Source organism: Rathayibacter sp. VKM Ac-2805 (genome assembly GCF_009834265.1).
Lineage (GTDB): Bacteria > Actinomycetota > Actinomycetes > Actinomycetales > Microbacteriaceae > Rathayibacter.
Map to the genome: position 1 here is coordinate 3,340,281 of NZ_CP047185.1, position 19,305 is coordinate 3,359,585.

Sequence of the window (19,305 nt, forward strand, 5' to 3'; positions counted from 1 at the left end):
GCGGCGGCAGGCACCAGGTCGGATGACTCGATCCTGCGGCTCCGTCACGCGCTCCGGGCGTCCTCGAGGCTGAGGAGCGCGTCGCGGAGCCCGGCCCGCGAGGTCACCCCGAGCTTGGGGAAGATCCGGTACAGGTGCCCGCTGACGGTGCGGGGCGAGACGAAGAGCTGCTGGGCGATCTGCTTGTTCGACAGGCCGGCAGCGGCCAGGGAGACCACGCGCCGCTCCTGCTCGCTGAGGTCGGCGGCGACCGGCGCCTCCCCCGCTCCGCCCGCCGCCCGCAGCTCGTGCCGGGCGCGGGCGAGCCAGAGCTCGGCCCCCACCGCGGCGAACCCCGCGGCGGCCTGGCGGAACCGGGTGCGCGCCTCCAGCGGGCGCATCCGGCGGCGCAGCCACTCGCCGTGGCAGAGCTGGACGCGCGCCCGCTCGAACGGCCACTCCTCGGAGGCCGGGTCGAGGGAGCGCTCGAAGAGGGCGTCCGCGCCGCCGGTCGGATCGAGGACCGCGGTCGCCGCGAGGGCGAGCATCCGCCCGCGGGGAGCGAGGGGCCGCGCGGCGAGGTCCGCCGCGGCCGCCGCCAGCTCGGCGCAGTGCTCGGGCAGGCGGAGGCGCGAGGCGGCCTCGGCTGCGTCGAGGAGCTCCAGCGGATCGCCGCCGAGGCGGAAGGAGGAGCGGGCGTGCGCCTCCTCGAAACGGCCGCCGCCGAGGTCGAGCGAGCACAGGGCGTGATCGGCGGCGCGCGCGACCGACGCCGCTCCGTGCCGCAGCGCCCAGGCCGTCGCGCGCTCGGCGCACTCGAGGGTGCGTTCCCGGTCGCCCTGCACGGCGTGGACCCGGGCGCGAGTCGCGTCGATCAGCGCGCGCACGGCGGGCAGGTCGTCGGCGCGGGCGGCCGCGCGGTCGAGGTCGGCCGAGGCGTCGTCGAGGCGACCGCCGTCGAGGGCGGTGGTGCCGCGGCGGAGGAGGGCGAGGGCGCCGGGCAGGCCGTCCGCCTCCTCCCCGCCGTCGAGGAGCCCGGCGAGGCGGTCGCGGCGCTCGTCCGAGACCTCGAGCAGCGACCAGGCGAGGTGCAGCGCGACCGTCTTCCACGGGTCGCCCGTGACCACGGAGTCCTCGGCGAGCCGCAGGCGACCCTCCCACTCCTCGCCAGGGACCGGCCGCACGCAGGCCTCCACCAGGCGCAGGACGGGATCGAGGGGGTGCTCCTCGCCGACGGCGAGCGCCTCCTGCCACCACGCGGGATCGCCGCGGAGCGTGCAGGCGATGTGGAGGACGGTCGCCAGCAGGTCGACGGCGGCGTCGTGAGGGGCTGCGTGGTCGGCGGAGATGCTGCCGGCGTCGTCGCGGGAGGCGTCGGTCTCGGAGGGAGAGGCACCACCGACAGGAGAGGCACCACAGACAGGAGAGGCACCACCGACTCCCGAGTCCCCTCGCCCCACCCGAGCGCCGAGCCCCCGGAGGGCCGCGCGGCGGACCCCGCTCACGTCCCCCGTGCGGAGCAGCGCATCGGCCAGCCGCGCCGCCTCGACGCCGGTCCCGGGAACCCCGCCGTCCTCCCGCGAGCGCTCGACCACCCGCTCGAGGGCCGCCGCGTCGCCGGTGAAGGCCGCGACGGCGGCCGCGCGCGTCTCGAGCTCCTCCCGCAGAGCAGCACCGCGCGCACTCGAGCGCGCCTCGGCGAGGAGGAGCAGCGCCTCCTGCGGCCGACCCGCGCGGAGTCGCTCCTCCGCCGCGTCCCTCAGCAGCCGCGCCCGCTCCTCCGGCCCGGCCGCGTCGTCCGCCGCGAGCAGCAGGCGGAGGTGCGGGGCCGACTCCGGGCGCTCGGCGAGCCGCCTCCGTGCCGCCCGCAGCGCTCGGGGCATCGCCGTCGAGAGCACCACGGCGCGGACCACCGGGTCGCGGAACGCACGGCCGCCCGCCGTCAGGATCCCCGCCTGCACCAGGGCGCTGTCCCCGTCTCCGCGGGCCGACCCGATGCTCTCCGGGAACTCGGCGCCCGCCACCGCGGCGACCAGGAGCGCCTCCCGGCTCGGCTCCGACAGCGGAGCCAGCAGATCGAGCACCCGGGTCTCGGCCTGCTCGAGCCGCGGGTAGACCGGGAAGGGCGAGGGAGCGTCCTCGTCGGCCCAGGCCCGCCCGAGGACGTCGAGGAGCAGCGGATTCCCCTCCGCGACCCGCAGCAGGCGCGCCTCGACGGCGAGCGGCCGCCGGCCGCCGTGGGCGCGCAGGAAGCCGCGGGCCGCCTCCGCGTCGAGGGGCTCGGTGCGACGGTGCCGGAGGCCCTCCCAGCCGGCGAGGACGCGACGGTCGCTGGTGGCGAGGAGGCAGGCGGCACCGACCTCGTCGACCAGCCGGGTCACCAGGGCCTGGAGGGTCTCGCGGGCGGCGACGTCGAACCGCTCCCAGTCGTCGACGACGATCAGGAAGCCGGGGTCGCAGGGCGAGGCGGAGGAGTCGCGCACCCGCTGCAGACGGCCGATCAGCGTGGCGAACAGCGCGAGCGAGGACGCGCCGATCACGGCGTCGCCCCGGTCCGGCCGCACCTCCACGACCTCGCAGCCGGCGGCGCGAGCGGTGGCCGCGGCGGAGCGCAGCATGTGCGTCCGGCCCGAGCCGATCCCGCCCTCGACCACCAGGAGCCGCTCCCGCGCGGGCGACGCCGAGCTCAGCATCCGGACCACCACGTCCTCGGGTGCGCTCGGGTGCGCGGGCGGCGAGGAGAGTGCACTGATCGTCATAGCGACTCCTGAGGGACGGGTTCCGAGGACCCCATGCTGACCGCCGGGCGCGGCCGCGCTCTCCTCCCTCTGTCGGAACCCTCCGGAGCGCTCCCTCTGTCGAACCGTCCCGACCGCCCGGCCCCCGGTGGGCGCCGGGCAGGAGGCACAGGAGGGCAGTGGGCCCCGCGAGCGCCCGACGGTACTCTGTGTCCCACCGGACGACCGGTACGGCCCCACCCCCGCACGACCGCCGCTCGACCCGGCGGGTGATCCGATGGAGTCGCACGATGAGCTCTCGCAGCCCCCTCGCGGAGTTCCTCCGCGCTCGCCGGGCGGCGCTGCGGCCGGAGCAGGTCGGCGTGGCGACCGCGGGCACCCGGCGGCGGGTGCCGGGCCTGCGCCGCGAGGAGGTCGCCGACCGCGCCCGGATCAGCCGCGACTACTACCTCCGCGTCGAGCAGGGGCACGCGGTCGCCCCGTCCGACCAGGTGCTGAACGCCCTCGCCGAGGCGCTCGCCTTCGACGAGTTCGAGCGCGCCTACCTCTTCCGGCTGGCCCGGCTGCGCCCCGGCCCGCGCGATCCCGACTCCCCTCCGCCGGGCCAGGGCGTGAAGTCGCTGCTCGCCCACTGGCCGAGGACCCCGGCGTACGCGTTCGACCGCAACCTCGACGTCCTCGGCGCGAACGACCTGATGAGCCGTCTCGCCCCCGACAAGGGCGTGCCCGGCGCCAACATGCTGCTCTCCACGTCCCGCGGCTACGTGCGCGCCGTGGCGAACGGCGACCCGCCGGACCAGCTGCAGGCGTGGGGCCAGGTCTTCCGTGAGCTGATCGCCGCGCTGCGGTTCTACAGCGACCCCGACGATCCGCGGCTGCACGAGATCGTCGGCGAGTGCTCGGTCGAGAATCCGCTGTTCCGGTCGATCTGGGCCGAGTACCAGGTCCGCCCCTTCACCCACCGGTGGATCCGCGTCCACGTCGAGCCGTTCGGCTGGCTCGACCTCGAGATGCAGACCCTGGAGCTCGCCGGCGCTCCGGGCCGGTACGTCGTGACCTACCTCGCGGCAGCGGGGACTCCGGCGGCCGCGGCCGTCGACGTCCTCGCCTCGCTGCGGCCCGCTCCGGAGGCGGGCACCGCGCTGGCCGCCCCGGCCGGCGCCTGACGCGTGCCCGCGAGCCGGGCGAGAGCCTCGCGATCCGTCGCGTCACCCGCCTCGAACAGGAGCAGGAGGCGCGCGCCGTCCCGGACCAGCCGGTAGTCCATCGGAACAGAGCCGACCACGGTGTCGAGGAACACGACCGAGCCGCGCGCCCCGGCCTCCGCCCCGGCCGCCCACGAGTCCGCGAACCGCGGGCTCCTCGCCGAGAGCTCCCCGACGACCGTCAGGAACTCCCGGTCCCCCCTGTGCCGGTCGAGCGAGTCCCGGAGCATAGCCGCGACCTGGTCGGCGGCGGAGCCCCAGCAGGGCAGGTCCTCGACCTCGGACGAGTCCAGGAAGGTGAAGCGGGCGATGCTCACTCCCGCGGCGAAGGCGGGCGAGAGCGCCTGCGCGAGCGGAGTCGCGGCCAGCACCCGCAGGTGCCGGTCCAGCAGCACCGCCGCCCTCCCCGCCCACGGCGCCGGCGCCGCCTCGTGATCCTCGGCCATGTCCCCCTCCGTCCGACCCGCCCGTTCCTCCGTCAGCGCAGCGGAGTGATCCCCTGCGTCCCGGGCGGGAAGGTCGCCAGCACCTCCTCCGGGATGTTCAGGTGCTGCGCGACCAGCGACGGCGGCAGGTGGCTCAGCCACTGGGCGAGCGACACCTCCTCGTAGCGGGAGCTCTTGAAGGTCTCGATGTAGACGAGCGTGTCGTCGCCGGTGTTCTCCACGTAGTGGCCGAAGTTGCGGCGCACGACGCCCACGTCTCCGGCGTGGAAGTCGGTCGTGTTGGCGTGCGGGCCGGTGTTGAAGACGGTCATCCGAGCGGATCCGCGGAGGTAGTACTGCCACTCGTCGGCGTTGGGGTGCCAGTGCAGCTCGCGCATCGAGCCGGGCTCGACGGTCGTCAGCGCGGCCGAGACCGTGCGCGAGGCCGGGAAGTTCGTGCTGTCGGCGATCTGGATCCGGCCGCCGCTGTTCTGGTACACGGGCTCGGAGCGGGAGAGCCGGAAGATCACCGCCTCGTCGCCGTCCTGCACCCCGGCCGCGGCCCGGTCGGCCTGGAGGTCGCCGGGCACGTCGCCCGGGAAGATCCAGAGGTCGTGCAGCGGGATGTCGCGGAAGACCTCCTGCGCGACGCCGAAGTTCTTCGCCAGCACGTCAGGCGGCGTGTGCGCGAACCAGTCGGTGAGCAGGAGCGTGTTGCTCTCGGACTGCTCGCCGTCGTCGAACGCGAGCACGAACTCCGCCCCGTCCGGGCCGAGGCCCTGCAGGGAGTGCGGCAGGCCGGGCGGGAAGTACCAGAGATCCCCCTCCTGCACATCGTCGACGCTGGGCCGGCCGGTGCGGCTGAGCGTGGTGATGCGGCAGTTCCCCTTGGTCATCAGCGCCCACTCGGCGCTCTGGTGCCAGTGCAGCTCGCGGATCCCGCCGGCCTCGAGGTACATGTTCACGCCGGCGATCTCGTTCGAGATCGCGAAGTCGGCCTGCGTGAGCTCGCGCGCCCAGCCTCCCCGCTGCACCCGCCGCGGCGAGATGTTGAAGGAGGACCAGAAGAACGGCTGCGTGCTGATGTCCGTCGCGGGCGCGGCGATCTGGTTCGGGAACAGTCCCTCCAGGACGCGGTTCTGCGGGCCGGTCATCGTGTTCGCCGAGGGATCGCCCTCGGTGTTCACGATCCCCTCCTGGGGGAGGTCCGGGTCTCCGAAACCGGGGGTCTCGTGGTGCGGAGCGGTGCTGTCGTCGGGTTCCACGGCGTTCTCCCTGCTGATCGTCCTGCGCGCCTGCGCTGCTCCGATCCCACCGCTCCGGCCCGGGCGGCACCACGGTCATCCGACTCGATCCGCCCCCCGACGACCGGCCGCGCTCAGCCGCCCAGGCCCTCGAGCACGTCCCGCGAGGGCACGAAGTAGACCCCGCCGGTCGTCGCGGTCGAGAAGTCGAGGAGGCGGTCGTGCCGGCCTGCGGGCACGCCGACGAACATCCGCGTCAGCATCGTCTCGATCACCGACAGGTCGGCGGCCAGGCCGAGGAAGTAGGTGCCGAACTCGCCCCTGCCGGGTCGGCCGAAGGGCATGTTGTCGCGGAGGATGTCGTGCTCGGTCCCGCCGGCGTCGACCACGGTCGCGAGCCCCTTGTGCGAGAGCTGCGCCGGATCGTCCTCGCGCTCGACGTTGTCGGCCCTGCTCCGGCCGATGACCCGCTCCTGCTGCTCGGTGGTGAGCGCGTGCCAGGCCGTCAGGTCGTGCAGGTACTTCTGCACGACCAGGTAGCTGCCGCCCGCGAACGCCGCGTCCTCCGCGCCGATCAGCGCGACGCGGGGCAGCGCCTCCCCGGTCGGGTTCTCGGTGCCGTCGACGAAGCCCAGCAGGTCGCGGTTGTCGAAGTAACGGAAGCCGACCACCTCGTCGCGGACGACGACGTCCTCGCCGAGCGCGTCGAGCAGGAGTCGCTCGAACTCGAAGCAGGCGTCGTCGCGCTCCGCCCGGATGTGGAACAGGAGGTCGGTCTGCGTCGAGACGGCCGTGTGCGCCGCGCCCACCACCTCCCTGAACGGGTGCAGCTGCGCGGGGCGCCCCTCCCCGCCGAAGCGGTCCCACGCGTCGCTCCCGATCCCGACCAGGCAGGAGAGGCGCAGGCCCAGGTCGCGGAAGCCGACCGCGCGGAGGATCCCGCCCACGTCGGCGACGACGTCCCGCACGCGGTCCGCGGCGTCCTGCCCGCCGACGATGTCGAGCGAGAGGAAGACGGCGGACCGGCTGAGCGGAGCGACGACCGCCTGCGGCTCGATCGGGACGCGGTCCTCGACGGTCACCGGAGCACCGCCGGCCGGGGCGTCGTCGTCCTGGGCGTCGGCAGGGCCGTCGTCGTGGGCGTCGTCGTGGGCATCGCGACCTCCGATCCGCGCGCCGAGGGAGGGCGCGTCCGCCGCGATCCTGTCAGCGTCCGCGGTGCGGGTCACGAGTCATCCGACCCCACACGGCGTGCGCGGCCGGCGGCCTCGCCACCGCCCATGCGACCAGGTCTGGACGATCGTCGGAACATCTCCCCGCGCTCTTCAGGGAGCGCTCCCACGCGCCTATCGTGGAGCCGCTCCCCACCCTCATCCGGGGAGGCACCACCTTGGACACGACCCGGGCCGGGCTCGGGATCGACACGAGCACGGAGGTTCGAAGATGCCGTTTGTGACCACGGACGACGACGTCGAGATCTACTACAAGGACTGGGGCAGCACCGACGCGCAGCCCATCGTCTTCCACCACGGCTGGCCGCTGTCGTCCGACGACTGGGACGCGCAGATGCTGTTCTTCCACGCGCACGGCTACCGCGTCATCGCGACCGACCGCCGCGGGCACGGACGCTCGACCCAGGTCGGCACCGGACACGACATGGACCACTACGCCAGCGACGTGAACGCGGTCGTCGAGCACCTCGACCTGCGGAACGCGATCCACATCGGCCACTCCACCGGAGGCGGTCAGGTCGCGCGCTACGTCGCGAAGTACGGCGAGCCCCAGGGCCGCGTGGCCAAGGCCGTCCTCGTCTCGTCGGTCCCGCCGCTGATGGTGCAGACCGAGGCTAACCCCGAGGGCACGCCGATCTCGGTGTTCGACGGCTTCCGCGACGCTCTCGCGGCGAACCGCGCCGAGTTCTACCAGGCCGTGGCCTCCGGGCCCTTCTACGGCTTCAACCGCGAGGGCGTCGAGCTCTCGCAGCCCGTGGTCGACAACTGGTGGCGCCAGGGCATGACCGGATCCGCGCTCGCGCACTACGAGGGCATCAAGGCCTTCTCGGAGACGGACCAGACCGAGGACCTGAAGGCGATCACCGTCCCCGTCCTCGTCACCCAGGGCGACGACGACCAGGTCGTCCCCTACAAGGACGCCGCGCTCAAGCAGCACGAGCTGCTGCAGAACTCGACGCTCAAGATCTACGAGGGCTACCCGCACGGCATGCTGACCGTCCACGCCGACGTCATCAACCCCGACCTGCTGGCCTTCATCCAGGAGTAGCGCGGCACGCTCGCAGGCGCGTCCCGGCCGTTCCGGGGCGCGCCTGCGCGTCTGCGCTCGAACGGGGGCCGGGTGCCCCTGCGAGCGGAGTCCGGCCTCAGGCGTCGGCGCCCGCGTCCCTCCCGAGCACCGCGGCGAGCTCGCCCCGCCCGCCGATCCCGAGCTTGCGGTACGCCGCGTACAGGTGCGCGCCGACCGTGCGCGGCGAGAGGAACAGGTTCTGCGCGATCGCGCGGTTCGACAGCCCCGTGCTCGCGAGAGCGCAGATGCGCAGCTCCTGCGGGGTCAGCGTGGCAGCGGCCGGCGACGGCGCGTCCGCGATCCTCCCTCCGGCGGCCCGGAGCGCGTCACGGGCCCGATCGGCCCAGGCGTGGATCGGCAGCTCCTCGAGCATCGCCAGTGCCTCGCGGAGGAGGGGCCGCGCCTCCGCCGCCCGACCGGCCCGGTGCAGCCCGTCGCCCACGAGCAGCAGCGCCCGCGCCCGCACGTACGGGAGCGGCGGCGGAGTCCGGCGGAGCAGCCCGGCCGCGGCGTCCGGCGCTCCATCGGCGAGCGCCACCGCGACCTGCGCGTAGCGCACCGCCGCCTCGATCATCGGCTGGTGCCAGCGCTCGAAGAGCGATTCCAGCCTCGCGGCGTGCAGGCGCACGACTCCGACGTCCCCGGTCGCGAGAGCCGCGTCGACGAGATCGGGCGTGGTCAGGATCGCGAAGCCGGGGTTCAGGGAGTCGTCGTCCGTGTCGAGGAGGGGCAGGAGCTCCGGCACGGCGTCGCCCGGTCGAGACTCGAGGACCGCCACCGCCGCTCTCGATCCGCGGAGAGTCGCCCGCATCACGCTCGAGCAGAGGACGGCCGCGCCGATCGCGCTCCCTGCGCTGATCGCCTCGGGATCGGGCGCGACGCCCTCCATCGCGTCGAACCAGGCCAGGCAGGCCCGGGAGGCGGTCTCGAAGCCGACGTCCCCCAGGTCGCTCCCGAGGACGAGCGCCTCCTCGGCGAAGGAGCGGGCGCGCGAGAAGCGGCCGGCGAGCGACGTGGTCATCGAGGCGGCGAGGAGCGCCTGCGGGAGGATCCGGATGTCGCCGCGCGCGCGCAGCCCGGTGATCGCCTCCTCCAGGAGCTCCCGGGCGACCTCGACCTCGCCCGCCGTGTTCAGCGCGTAGCCGAGCCACCACGCCTCCTCCGGACCGCTCGCCCCGCCGGCCGCCGCGAGCGCCCGGCGGACGACCTCGTCGCCGCGGGCGATCGGCTCGGTGACCGCCGCGAGCAGGACGGCGCGCGGGTCGGAGTCGTCGAGGGCGAGCGCGCGCACCGCCTGGATCATCGGCTCGCCCGGCGACGCCTCTCGGTTGTGGTCCCAGGCGATGGCGGCGAGGTGCAGGAGCGCGGCGGTCGCGGCGTCGACGGCTCCGTGGCTCTGCAGCGCGGTCACCGCGGCGAGCGCGGGCGAGAGGTCTCCCCGCGAGAGGGCCGTGCGCCCGGTCGGCAGCGTCTCGCGCGTCCAGGCGGCGCGGGCGGTGAGCACCGGATCGACGGTCTCGCCCGCCGCGCGGTGCACGAGCAGCGCCGCCTCCGCGGTCCGGCCGGCGAGTCCGGAGTACTCGGCCGCGTCGATCAGGCGCGAGACGCGCAGCGGCCCCGCGGGGGTCAGCTCCGCCGCCCGCTCCATCGCCTGAGCCGCAAGGACGACGTCGCCCGTCGCGAGGCCGGACGCCGCGAGACCGGCGAGCTCCTCGCCGACCGGCCCGTCCGAGCCGGTCGCGAGCTCCGACCGCCACCAGAGCGTCCGGCTCGGGTCGTCGCGGTGCTCCTGGACGAGCGTGCGGAGCACGGCGGCGCGCTCGGAGGGTCGGCTCACGCTCGTCACCGCGGACTGCACGAGAGGGTGCCGGAAGCGGAGTCCGCTCCCCGGCGTCCAGCTGAGCAGCGACGCGGCGACGGCCCTGTCGATCCAGGAGGGGTCGGGGTGGCGGCCGATCGCCAGGTTCGCCAGCCGGCTCGCCTCCTCCGCCGTCGCGACGTCGCCCAGCGCCACGGCCAGCACGGCGAGCCGCGAGGGCTGGTCGAGCTCCGCGAAGCGCTCGGCGAAGGCCGACTCGAGGCGTCCGGTCACCGCGCGGTCCTCCGCCTCGTCGGCGGACGGGTCGCGCCCGGTCAGCTCCACCAGGGCGAGCGGATTCCCGCGGGCGAGGTCGAGCAGAGCGCGCCGGGCGGCGCCGCGAGGAGGATGCGGGAGCGTGTCGAGGAGGGCGGCCGAGTCGGCGGCCGACAGCGGCCCGAGGTGGAGGTGCTCGAGGCCGGAGTCCTCCTCGGGCCGGTCCCGCGTCGTCATCACGACGACGACGCGGTCCTCGCCGATGCGCCGGGCGAGCATCCGCAGCGCCCACGCCGACTCCGGGTCGATCCGGTGCAGGTCCTCGACGACGACCAGCAGGGGCCGATCGGCGGCGGCGTCGCTCAGGAGGGTCAGGGCCGAGAGGCCCGCCAGGAGCGGCGTCGGCTGCACTCCGTCCGCCAGGTGGAAGGCCACGCGGAGCGCGTCCCGCTGCGGCAGGGGCAGGCCGTCGAGGCCCGGGCGGAGCGGGTGCAGGAGGAGCTGCAGCGCCGCGTACTGGTCGCCCGACTCCGCTGCGGAGCCCGCGGTCCGCAGCACCCGCACGTCGCGTGCGCGGGCGTAGGCGACGACCTCCTCGACCAGGGTGGTCTTGCCGACCCCGGCGTCCCCGTCGATGACGAGCGCCGACCCGTGGGCGGCGATGCCGTCGACCATCAGACGGAGCCGCGCGAGCTCCGATCCCCGACCGACGACGAGCGCGTCCCGCTTCACGCGTCGAGTATCGCACCCTCGCGCAGACACTCCTCGACCCGGTGGCGGGCCCGGATGAAATCGATCGCGGCGGCCGCGGCGCTGCCGGGGGCGCCGAAGAAGGAGGTCAGGAAGTGGTCGCCTCCGTGCACCTCCAGGGTCTGCCAGCGGAAGGCGATGAAGCCGAAGGGGTCGACGCGCACCGGCGACGAGCCCTCGCGGAGCGGATACGCCTCCTGGCTCGCCCAGACGCGGCGGAAGACCCGCGAGCGGCCGCCGAGCGAGGCGACCAGGACCCGCAGGCGCGGGTCCGCCGGGTCGGAGTGGAAGCGGAGGGCGGCCGCCATCACGGCGATCGTGCGGTCCCAGTCCTCGTGCCGCTCGGCGTCGGTCTCGAGCGCCGCGGCGTCGATGACGGCCTCGATCATGTTGGTCCCCTGCTCGCAGGCCAAGGGCAGGAACAGGCGGCCGAGCTCGTTCACGGCGACGAGGTCCTGGTAGCGGTCGACCACGTAGGCGGGCGTCGTGGTCCAGGACGAGACCATGCTCGTCAGGCTGCCGACCTGCGCCGGCGTCGGCCCGGCCTGTGCCCAGCCCGGCGAGCGGCGCGGCGCGGCGTGCCCGCCGAGCCGGAAGAGGTAGTCCCGCCCGTCCGCGTCGAGACGGAACGCGCGGGCCAGAGCGTCCAGGACCTGCGCCGAGGGGCGGCGGTCCTTGCCCTGCTCGAGCCGCAGGTAGTAGTCCGGGCTGATCCCCGCGAGCACCGCGACCTCCTGCCGGCGCAGCCCGCTGACCCGGCGACGTCCGTCGGTCCCCAGGCCGACCTCGTCGGGGCGCAGCCGGTCGCGGTGCCCCCGGAGGTAGGCGCCGAGCCGTGCGGTGTCCGTGTCCACGATCCCGCCCTTCTCTCCCTTCGAGGCTAGGGAGGCGGCGGGCCAGGCTCCACGCGACGCCGACCTAGATCCGCGGCGGGAGTACCTAGATCGGCGGGGCGTGCTTCAGGGTGGGGGTGGTGCGCGGCGGGGTGCGGAGGAGCGCACCGGAACGCAGCGCACCCCTCCGCGATCGGTAAGACTCCGCGGTCAGCTCAGCTCCGCCGCGGCGTCGGTGATGACCCGCGCGACCTCCTCCGGGTGCGAGCGCATCACCAGGTGCGGCGCGTCGAGCTCGACGACCGAGCGCACGCCCGCCCGCCGGTAGCCGAACCGCTCGACGTCCGGGTTGATCGTCCGGTCCGCGGCCGCGACGACGCCCCAGCTCGGCCGGGTCCGCCAGGCGGCGACGGGAGCGGCCTCACCGAAGGCCAGAGCGGCGAGCGGGCGCTGGCCGACCGCGAGCACGGCCGCCTCGGCCGGATCGATCCCGGCCGCGAACACCTCCGGGAACGCCGACACCGCGACCGACACGTCCGTGCCCGGCTCCGCTCCGTCGATCGGGAACGGTGTGTAGACGAGGTTCGCCGGGAGGTCGGAGTCGGGGAAGGCGCCCTGCAGCTGCCCGAGGCTCTCCCCCTCCTCGAGCGCGTAGGCCGCGAGATAGACGAGGCCGACCACGTTCTCGGCGGCGCCCGCCACCGTGATCACGGCGCCGCCGTAGGAGTGGCCCGCCAGCAGGACCGGCCCGTCGAGCTGCTCCACGAAGGAGCGGAGGTACTCCGCGTCGCCCAGCAGGCTGCGGTTCGGCACGGCCGGGACGCGCACGGCGTGGCCGGCGTCGAGCAGGATCCGCGTGACCGGGGCGAAGCTCGCGGCGTCGGCGAACGCTCCGTGGACGAGGACGATGGTGGGTGCGGTCATGGGGCTGTCCTTCCGGTCGGGCGGCGGTCCGGCAGCCGGCTGCGCAGCCGATCCGGACCCGGACCGAACCTAGGACGGCGCACGGCGCGCGTCGTGACCCCGCGACTCCCCTGCCGACCGGGCGGCCGCCTGTCGCCCGCCCGAGGACACGCTCCAGCGCTCGTCCCGCCCGCTCACGGCGGGCCCGGCCCGCCGCTGCGTCCGCGTCCTGGTCCCGGCGGGGTCACCCTTCGACGGCTGGACCGCCCGGGATCGCGGCGCGGTCGGCCAGCGGCCTCTCCGGCCGGATCGCCGGCGACAGCGGCGGATCGGCTCGCGGACTCCTGCGGCTCGAGATCCGGGCCGCGGTGCGTCAGCTCGCGAACTCCTCCGGCCAGCCCAGCGCGGCCAGCGACCGGCGCACGCGCTCGATGTCCTCCTCCGAGGGCAGCTCCGAGGTCACTCCGGCGATCGCGGTGCCGACGTCCGCGCGGGAGGCGGGCGCGTCGGCGGCGAGACCGGCGGCCACCTCGGCCACCTCCTCGTCGCTCAGACGGCGGCGGAGGAGCGCCAGCAGCGGCACGAAGTCCTGCTCGGGCAGCCCGGCCGGATAGCCGGCGCGCAGCCAGCGGACGATGCGCGCGACCAGGCCCTCGCGGGTGTCCGGCTCGGCCAGCGACTCCGGGCCCGCCAGCGGCCAGCCCGCGCTCGCGAGCCGCGAGGAGACGCGGGCGACGTCCTCGGGCATCGCCGGTCCGAGCAGCAGCTGCTCGATCCGCTCGCGGACCACGGCCCGTGAGACGACCGTCTCGGCCCGCTCCGACTCCGACAGGAGCCGCGCGACGACCTGCTCGACCTCGTCCGTCGTGAGGCTGCGGCGCAGCAGGCCCAGCAGCGGCAGGTAGTCCTGCTCCGGCACGCCGGACGGGTAGCCCGCGCGCAGCCAGCCGACCACGCGGGCGACGATCCCCTCCCGCGCCGCGATCGGATCGGTCGAGGCCATGCTCAGCCCTTGGGCACGAAGGTCGGGATCACGTGCTCGAAGCTCACCGACTGGCCGAGGCCCGTCGCGATGATGACGCTCAGGCCGATCACGACGGAGCCGACGACGAGGGCGAAGCAGAGCACGCCGATCCCGCGCAGCACCGGGGCGGGCAGACCGCTCGGGACCGCGGGCGCGTCGGACCCGCCCGAGGCGGGAGCACCGGCGGCGACGGCGAAGGAGCGGACGCCGACGGCGAACAGCACGGGCAGGCCTGCTCCGAGGAGCACGGCGACGAGGGCCACCTGGCCGGCGGCGGAGAGGAAGAGGGAGAGCACGGTGCGGATCCTTTCGCTCAGACGCCGGCGGTCTCGGGTGCGGGGCGTGCCGCCGCGTCCTGCCACTCGTCGTTGACGTTGTGCGCGCCGATGCTGTCGCGGCGCGAGCGGATGTAGATGAGGGAGGCGACGGCGACGAGGATCGCGGCCATCAGGAGGCCGCCTGCCGCGCCTCCGACGAGGTGGCCGATCCACCACATCACGGCGCCGACGAGAGCGGCGGCCGGGAGCGTGATGACCCAGGCGATCACCATGCGCAGCGCCACGCGCCAGCGCACCTGCGCGCCGGGGCGGCCGACTCCGGAGCCGAGGATCGAGCCGGTCGCGACGTGGGTGGTCGAGAGGGCGAAGCCGAGGTGGCTGGAGGCGAGGATGACCGCGGCGGAGGCGCTCTCGGCGGCCATGCCCTGCGGGGTGTCGATCTCGACGAGGCCCTTGCCGACGGTGCGGATGATCCGCCAGCCGCCGATGTAGGTGCCGAGCGAGATGGCCAGCGCGCAGCTGAGCTTGACCCAGAAGGGGACCGACTCGGTGTCGCTCCAGCCGCCGGCGGCGATCAGCGCAAGCGTGATCACTCCCATCGTCTTCTGCGCGTCGTTGGTGCCGTGCGCGAGCGAGACGAGGGAGGCGCTGCCGATCTGGCCGAAGCGGAAGCCGCGGTGGAGGCTCTTCTCGGCGAGGTTGCCGATCACCCGGAAGACGAGCCAGGTGCCGATCGCCGCGACCGCGCCGGCGAGCACGGGCGACATCAGCGCCGGGAGGATCACCTTGCCGACGACGCCGTCGAGCTTCGTGCCGTCGCCGGCCCAGTTCACGCCGTTGAGGCCGAGGCCCGCGAGAGCGGAGCCGATCAGGCCGCCGAAGAGGGCGTGCGACGAGCTCGAGGGAAGGCCGAGCAGCCAGGTCAGCAGGTTCCAGACGATGCCGCCGATGAGGCCGGCCAGCACGATCAGCAGCAGAGCGGATCCGCCGTCCTCGAGCAGCGCCGGATCGGGTGCGCCCGAGGAGTCCTGGATCTTCACGACCGCGTTGGTGACGGTCAGCGCCACCTCGATGCTGAGGAACGCACCGACGAGGTTCAGCGACGCCGAGAGGGCCACGGCGGTGCGGGGCTTCAGGGCACCGGTCGCGATGGACGTGGCCATCGCGTTCGCCGTGTCATGGAAGCCGTTGGTGAAGTCGAAGGCGAGAGCCGTGACGACGACGAGCGCGAGCAGGATGAAGGGATCCACGCAGACATGATGCTCCCGCGGCGGGAGGCGTTCCGGCGTGGTCGCGAGGCTTCACCTGCTGTTCACCTCGCGGGGCACGCCCGCCCGAGTAGTCTGTGCGGATTCTCAGGCGGGCGGCGCTTCTGAGGGTGCGATCCACCCGAGCCCGCACTGACGTGCGGCGCTCAGACGGGTGCGCTCAGGAGGCCGAGCGCGGCATCGGCGGGGTGAGGTCCGGGGTGTGCGCGGGGTCGGAGTCGGGGGCCGGCTCCTGCTGGGCGGTGGACTCGGCCGCGGCGCCGGCGTCCTCGGCGGACTCCTGATCCTCGGCGGGCTCCTGCGAGCCGGGCAGCGGCGGGGTGAGGTCGAGGGCGCCGACCGCCGGCTCGGCGGCGTGCTTCGGCGTGGTCGGGCGGTTCTCGGCCGCGGCCGCCTTCTTCGCCGCCTTCTCCTGGGTCCGCTTGAGCTTCTCGGTCTGCTCGGCCAGCTTGCGGGCCTTCTTGCGCAGCTTCTTGCTGGAGTCGCGGACCGCCTCGTGCGCCGCGCGCACCGACTTCTCGGCCTTCTTCAGCGCCTTCTTCGCGCGCTTCTGCGCCGCCTTGTCGCGTGCGTCCTTGTCCTTGCCGGTCCCGGCCATGTCCGCTCCTCCGCTCGTCGACCGCTCCGGCCGACTCCCCCACGCTACCGAGCGGCACCCGCCCCGCGAACCCGCTGGCGAGCGCGCCCGGGCCGCGCTAGGCGCGCGGCCGGCCCCGCGAGATGCCCCCCCCGCCGCGAGATGCCACCCCCGTTCCGCGAGATGCCACCCCGCGTGCCGCGAGATGCCACTTGTGCGGGCGACACGCCGAGCCGAGCGGACCCAAGTGGCATCTCGCGGGGAGCCGGGTGGCATCTCGCGGGGAGAAGCGCGCACCGGAGGGGGCAGCGCCGTGGAGGGGGCGGCGCCATTCGCGGCTGGGAGTCGCGGGCGAGTCGGCCCCGAGAGGAGCGCGGGTTCGGCAGGCTGGGCGGATGGTCTTCCAGCACGATCCCGGCGGCTACCAGGGCCGCGCCGGCCTCCGGCGTCCCATGCGCGGACCCAGGCGCGACAAGTGGATGTGGTGGCGCCTGGGCTCCGGAGTCGCGGCGACGGTCGCCGGCGTGATCGCCCTGCTCGTCTTCACCGCCAACCGCTGAGCACGCCTACCGCTGAGCACGCCCACCGCCGATCCCGCGCACTCCCGTCGCCGCTCGTCGAGCGCTCCCGCCTCGCCCGCGCCGAAGCACCGCCGAACGCACCGAGACGCCGGCGAGAGGGCGGCGTCTCGGCGGTCGGCGGCGTCTCGGCGGCAACCGTTGCGCCTCCCGTGGCCGCTCGCTCCTGACGCGCGGGGTCGAGATCCGATCGTTCGCGCGCACCCGGAAACGGCGACGCCGAAGTACCGCCGAACGCACCGGGACACCTGCGAGTGGGCGGCGTCTCGACACGTCGACGGCGTCTCGTCGGCAGCCGAAGTGTCGCCCCGCGCGACCGCCCCGCCCAGCACCCTGCACCGCCGCGCCGACCCGGCCACCACGGATCGAGAGCCGATCGATGCGCTCAACCGCTTGACTCCGGAGGTTTCTCTCAGGTCGGATCCGGCGGAACGCGGGTAGCTTGGAGGGTCGCATCGGCTCAGCCGTGCGATCAGCCCCACTGCCCCACCCGGCGCTCGCCTCCCCCCTCGAGCGTCGGCAGACCTGGAACCTCCTCTGCATGCACCGTTCGTCACGCGCCTCGACTCCCACCCCCGCAGGAGCCGAGACCGGCAGTCCGTCCGCCCTCCCGACCCGTCGCTCGCTCCGTGACCAGGAGTCCCGCAGCCGCCGCGCCTCCCGCCGCCCGTCGCGCCCCCGCGTCTCCGCCGTCGCCGCGATGACCCTCGTGGCCGGCATCGCGATCACGTCGACGATGCCCGCGTTCGCCGTGGGCGGCACCGCCGACTCCGAGCTGACCCGCGACACGGCCACCGCCGTCGCTGCGGCCCGCCCGCAGAGCTTCGTGGCGGCCGGAGTCGTGCAGCAGAGCGTCACCCGCGACGCCTTCGCCGCCGAGGCCAAGCCCGAGGTCCTCGTGCCCACCGCGTCCCTCGACGCGATCACGGCCACCTCCGGCGAGTCGACCGCGGCCGCCGCCGGAGCGTCCGGAGCGTGGGTCGTCCCGATCTCCGGTCACATCAGCAGCAGCTACGGCCCCCGCCCCGACGCGCCGGTCGCCGGCGTGAACCTGTTCCACAAGGGCACCGATCTCGCCGGCGCCTGCGGCACGCCCGTCCTCGCGGCCTCCAGCGGCACCGTCGAGGAGGCGTCGTACCAGGGCAGCTACGGCAACTGGATCCTGCTCGACAACGGCGGCGGCATCGAGACCGGCTACGCCCACAACAGCGAGCTGATGGTGTCGGTCGGCGAGACCGTCACCGTCGGCCAGGTCATCGCGCTGCGCGGCTCGACCGGCGCCTCCACCGGCTGCCACCTGCACTTCGAGACGCGGGTCGACGGCGAGGCGGTCGACGCCGTGCCGTTCATGGCCGAGCTCGGCGTCCCGATCGGCTGACGCCCCGGGCGACTCGAGAACCCGGACGTCGCGGTGGCCGCTCTCGACCACCGCGACTTATCTGTTCTCGTGAGCGCGCAGGCCGGCGTCAGGGCCCGGGGACGGCCCGCGCCCCGGTCGAGACGGCGGCCGACCAGTGCGCGTCGTCCGGCACCGTCGTCACCCTGATCTCGGCGTCCTGCTCGACGGCGATCTGCATGGTGCCCGTGTTGCCGCCTCCGGTGCCGGTGCGGGTCGTGCTCGGGCTGTAGACGCACGACGATCCGCTCGTCATCAGGCCGACGACCTCGATCGTCACCTCGGCGTCCTCGGTGTCGCAGGCGACCGAGACGGTGATGTGCAGCGGGTCGCCGCTGAGGTACACGCTCTGCGGATCGACGGGGCCGACCTGGTCGGTCCAGCGCACGGCGGCGGTCGCGCCCTCGGGCAGCGTCACGGGCCCGAGCGGAGCCTCGGTGGGCGTCGCGGTCGGAGCGGCGGTCGTCGGAGCAGCGGTGCCGGGAACGGCGGGTGTCGCCTCCTCCGCCTGGTCGGCGCCGCTCGTGCAGCCGCTCAGAGCGAGCGCCGCGAGCAGTGCCGAGGCGCCCAGCACGGTCGCGCGCCGTCCGGCCCGGAGTCCCGTCGCCCGGCGCGGAGCGGTCGTTCTCGTGGTGTCCATGGTGGTTCCCCCTGTCCACTGGCGTCCCTCCGGTCTACCCGAGCCCGCGCGGCCGCGGATCGCACTCTGCGGCGGTTGCCAGGGTCGGGAGCCGTGCTGCGGATCGATGTGGAGCTCCTCCGTACCGGCGCGGCGGCCCGTCGATCCACTCGGGTGCCGCGGATGATCGGCACCGGGCGGATCCGACGCCCGCCGCACCCGGCGCACCCCGCCGAGCCGCCCCTCTGCACCCGGCGCACCCCGCCGAGCCGCCCCTCTGCACCCGGAAGGCACCGCCATGATCGCCTCGAACACCTACCCCTTCGCCGGACGCACCGTCCTGATCACCGGAGCCGGCTCCGGTATCGGCCGCTCCATCGCACGCGCCTTCCTCGAGCAGGGCGCGAGCGTCGCGGTCGCCGGGCGCACCCCCGCCACGCTCGAGGAGACCGTCGCCGGCTTCCCGGCCGAGCGCGTCCTGGTCGTGCCCACCGACGTCTCGGTCCGAGCCGAGGTCGACGCGCTCGTCGAGGGCACCGTCGCGAGGTTCGGCGGGATCGACGTCCTCGTGAACAACGCGGCCGGCCACCTCGGCGGCCCGATCGAGGAGGTGGAGGACGACGCCTGGCGCTCGCTCTTCGCCACGAACGTCGACGCCCTCTTCTACGCGGTGAAGGCGGCGCTCCCGCACCTCAAGGCGAGCCGCGGCAACATCGTCGTCGTCTCCTCCGTGTCGGGCATCCGCGGCGACTGGGGCCAGGCCGCCTACAACGCGACCAAGGGCGCGATCACGACCTTCGTGCAGTCGCTGGCCCTCGACTTCGGCGCGCACGGTGTGCGGGTCAACGCCGTCGCGCCCGCCTTCACGCAGACGCCGCTGACCGAGTCGATGGCCTCGACCCCCGAGGAGCTCGCGCCCTTCATCGACCGCATCGCCCTCGGACGCCCCGGGCAGCCGGACGACATCGCCCCGCCGGTGCTGTTCCTCGCCAGCGCGGACGCGGCGTACATCACCGGCGCGATCCTCGCCGTGGACGGCGGAACGAGCGCCTCGACGGGGCAGCCGCACCTGTAGGCGGGCGTGCGGCGGATCGGGGTCGGGGGGGGCGGGGC

General features: G+C 74.7%; 17 protein-coding genes. 5 read left to right on the plus strand and 12 right to left on the minus strand.

The window, feature by feature from the left end; all coding sequences use genetic code 11:
• Positions 1–44: 44 nt before the first annotated feature.
• Positions 45–2,738 carry a LuxR C-terminal-related transcriptional regulator gene (locus GSU40_RS15650; protein WP_160035758.1) on the minus strand — a complete coding sequence of 898 codons (2,694 nt, stop codon included), beginning with the start codon at positions 2,736–2,738 and terminating at the stop codon, positions 45–47.
• A 269-nt stretch (positions 2,739–3,007) separates the two neighbouring features.
• Here GSU40_RS15650 and GSU40_RS15655 point away from each other — a divergent pair, with 269 nt between their 5' ends.
• Complete coding sequence (locus tag GSU40_RS15655; protein ID WP_160035760.1) at positions 3,008–3,883, plus strand: helix-turn-helix transcriptional regulator; 876 nt, start codon at positions 3,008–3,010, stop codon at positions 3,881–3,883.
• Here GSU40_RS15655 and GSU40_RS15660 read toward each other — a convergent pair.
• From GSU40_RS15660 to GSU40_RS15670, 3 genes are all read right to left on the minus strand, one after another.
• Positions 3,775–4,368: a hypothetical protein gene (locus GSU40_RS15660; RefSeq protein WP_160035762.1), complete on the minus strand. Its 594-nt coding sequence runs from the start codon at positions 4,366–4,368 to the stop codon at positions 3,775–3,777. The genes GSU40_RS15655 and GSU40_RS15660 overlap by 109 nt on opposite strands.
• A 32-nt stretch (positions 4,369–4,400) precedes the next feature.
• A complete protein-coding gene (locus GSU40_RS15665; protein WP_244229514.1) occupies positions 4,401–5,612 on the minus strand; it encodes a cupin domain-containing protein in 1,212 nt (403 codons plus the stop codon).
• A gap of 113 nt (positions 5,613–5,725) precedes the next feature.
• Positions 5,726–6,820 (minus strand): Dyp-type peroxidase, encoded by a 1,095-nt coding sequence (locus GSU40_RS15670; protein WP_348271954.1) that lies wholly within the window; start codon positions 6,818–6,820, stop codon positions 5,726–5,728.
• Between the two features lie 214 nt (positions 6,821–7,034).
• On the opposite strand from GSU40_RS15670, the gene GSU40_RS15675 reads away from it, so the two are divergent.
• Positions 7,035–7,871, plus strand: coding sequence for an alpha/beta hydrolase (locus GSU40_RS15675; RefSeq protein ID WP_104224006.1), 837 nt, complete (start codon positions 7,035–7,037; stop codon positions 7,869–7,871).
• A 97-nt stretch (positions 7,872–7,968) separates the two neighbouring features.
• Here the strand turns inward: GSU40_RS15675 and GSU40_RS15680 are convergent, their stop codons facing one another.
• From GSU40_RS15680 to GSU40_RS15710, 7 genes are all read right to left on the minus strand, one after another.
• Positions 7,969–10,698 carry a LuxR family transcriptional regulator gene (locus GSU40_RS15680; RefSeq protein WP_160035764.1) on the minus strand — a complete coding sequence of 910 codons (2,730 nt, stop codon included), beginning with the start codon at positions 10,696–10,698 and terminating at the stop codon, positions 7,969–7,971.
• Entirely contained in the window at positions 10,695–11,570 is an 876-nt protein-coding gene (locus GSU40_RS15685) for a helix-turn-helix transcriptional regulator (protein ID WP_159940537.1), read from the minus strand. Before GSU40_RS15685 ends, GSU40_RS15680 begins: the two co-directional genes overlap by 4 nt.
• Before the next feature lie 189 nt (positions 11,571–11,759).
• A complete protein-coding gene (locus GSU40_RS15690) occupies positions 11,760–12,473 on the minus strand; it encodes an alpha/beta hydrolase (protein WP_160035766.1) in 714 nt (237 codons plus the stop codon).
• Between the two features lie 352 nt (positions 12,474–12,825).
• Positions 12,826–13,455 (minus strand): DUF3349 domain-containing protein, encoded by a 630-nt coding sequence (locus tag GSU40_RS15695; protein ID WP_104224010.1) that lies wholly within the window; start codon positions 13,453–13,455, stop codon positions 12,826–12,828.
• Between the two features lie 2 nt (positions 13,456–13,457).
• Positions 13,458–13,772 (minus strand): hypothetical protein, encoded by a 315-nt coding sequence (locus GSU40_RS15700; RefSeq protein ID WP_160035768.1) that lies wholly within the window; start codon positions 13,770–13,772, stop codon positions 13,458–13,460.
• Between the two features lie 17 nt (positions 13,773–13,789).
• Positions 13,790–15,004: an inorganic phosphate transporter gene (locus tag GSU40_RS15705; RefSeq protein WP_104224012.1), complete on the minus strand. Its 1,215-nt coding sequence runs from the start codon at positions 15,002–15,004 to the stop codon at positions 13,790–13,792.
• A gap of 178 nt (positions 15,005–15,182) precedes the next feature.
• A complete protein-coding gene (locus GSU40_RS15710) occupies positions 15,183–15,620 on the minus strand; it encodes a hypothetical protein (protein ID WP_160035770.1) in 438 nt (145 codons plus the stop codon).
• 374 nt (positions 15,621–15,994) lie between these two features.
• Between GSU40_RS15710 and GSU40_RS15715 the strand changes: the two genes are divergently transcribed.
• Both GSU40_RS15715 and GSU40_RS15720 read left to right on the plus strand, forming a co-directional pair.
• A complete protein-coding gene (locus tag GSU40_RS15715; protein WP_159916337.1) occupies positions 15,995–16,159 on the plus strand; it encodes a hypothetical protein in 165 nt (54 codons plus the stop codon).
• A gap of 559 nt (positions 16,160–16,718) precedes the next feature.
• A complete protein-coding gene (locus GSU40_RS15720; protein WP_160035772.1) occupies positions 16,719–17,555 on the plus strand; it encodes a M23 family metallopeptidase in 837 nt (278 codons plus the stop codon).
• Between the two features lie 88 nt (positions 17,556–17,643).
• Here the strand turns inward: GSU40_RS15720 and GSU40_RS15725 are convergent, their stop codons facing one another.
• Positions 17,644–18,213 carry a hypothetical protein gene (locus GSU40_RS15725; protein ID WP_160035774.1) on the minus strand — a complete coding sequence of 190 codons (570 nt, stop codon included), beginning with the start codon at positions 18,211–18,213 and terminating at the stop codon, positions 17,644–17,646.
• A gap of 277 nt (positions 18,214–18,490) precedes the next feature.
• Here GSU40_RS15725 and GSU40_RS15730 point away from each other — a divergent pair, with 277 nt between their 5' ends.
• A complete protein-coding gene (locus GSU40_RS15730) occupies positions 18,491–19,267 on the plus strand; it encodes an SDR family NAD(P)-dependent oxidoreductase (protein ID WP_244229515.1) in 777 nt (258 codons plus the stop codon).
• Positions 19,268–19,305: the final 38 nt, after the last annotated feature.

Bases quoted from the DNA above. Each gene is read 5' to 3' on its own strand.
- GSU40_RS15710 (WP_160035770.1), bottom strand. From the start codon at position 15,620: ATGGCCGGGACCGGCAAGGACAAGGACGCACGCGACAAGGCGGCGCAG.
- GSU40_RS15720 (WP_160035772.1), top strand. From the start codon at position 16,719: ATGCACCGTTCGTCACGCGCCTCGACTCCCACCCCCGCAGGAGCCGAG.
- GSU40_RS15695 (WP_104224010.1), bottom strand. From the start codon at position 13,455: ATGGCCTCGACCGATCCGATCGCGGCGCGGGAGGGGATCGTCGCCCGC.
- GSU40_RS15725 (WP_160035774.1), bottom strand. From the start codon at position 18,213: ATGGACACCACGAGAACGACCGCTCCGCGCCGGGCGACGGGACTCCGG.
- GSU40_RS15730 (WP_244229515.1), top strand. From the start codon at position 18,491: ATGATCGCCTCGAACACCTACCCCTTCGCCGGACGCACCGTCCTGATC.
- GSU40_RS15655 (WP_160035760.1), top strand. From the start codon at position 3,008: ATGAGCTCTCGCAGCCCCCTCGCGGAGTTCCTCCGCGCTCGCCGGGCG.
- GSU40_RS15715 (WP_159916337.1), top strand. From the start codon at position 15,995: ATGGTCTTCCAGCACGATCCCGGCGGCTACCAGGGCCGCGCCGGCCTC.
- GSU40_RS15690 (WP_160035766.1), bottom strand. From the start codon at position 12,473: ATGACCGCACCCACCATCGTCCTCGTCCACGGAGCGTTCGCCGACGCC.
- GSU40_RS15650 (WP_160035758.1), bottom strand. From the start codon at position 2,738: ATGACGATCAGTGCACTCTCCTCGCCGCCCGCGCACCCGAGCGCACCC.
- GSU40_RS15660 (WP_160035762.1), bottom strand. From the start codon at position 4,368: ATGGCCGAGGATCACGAGGCGGCGCCGGCGCCGTGGGCGGGGAGGGCG.
- GSU40_RS15675 (WP_104224006.1), top strand. From the start codon at position 7,035: ATGCCGTTTGTGACCACGGACGACGACGTCGAGATCTACTACAAGGAC.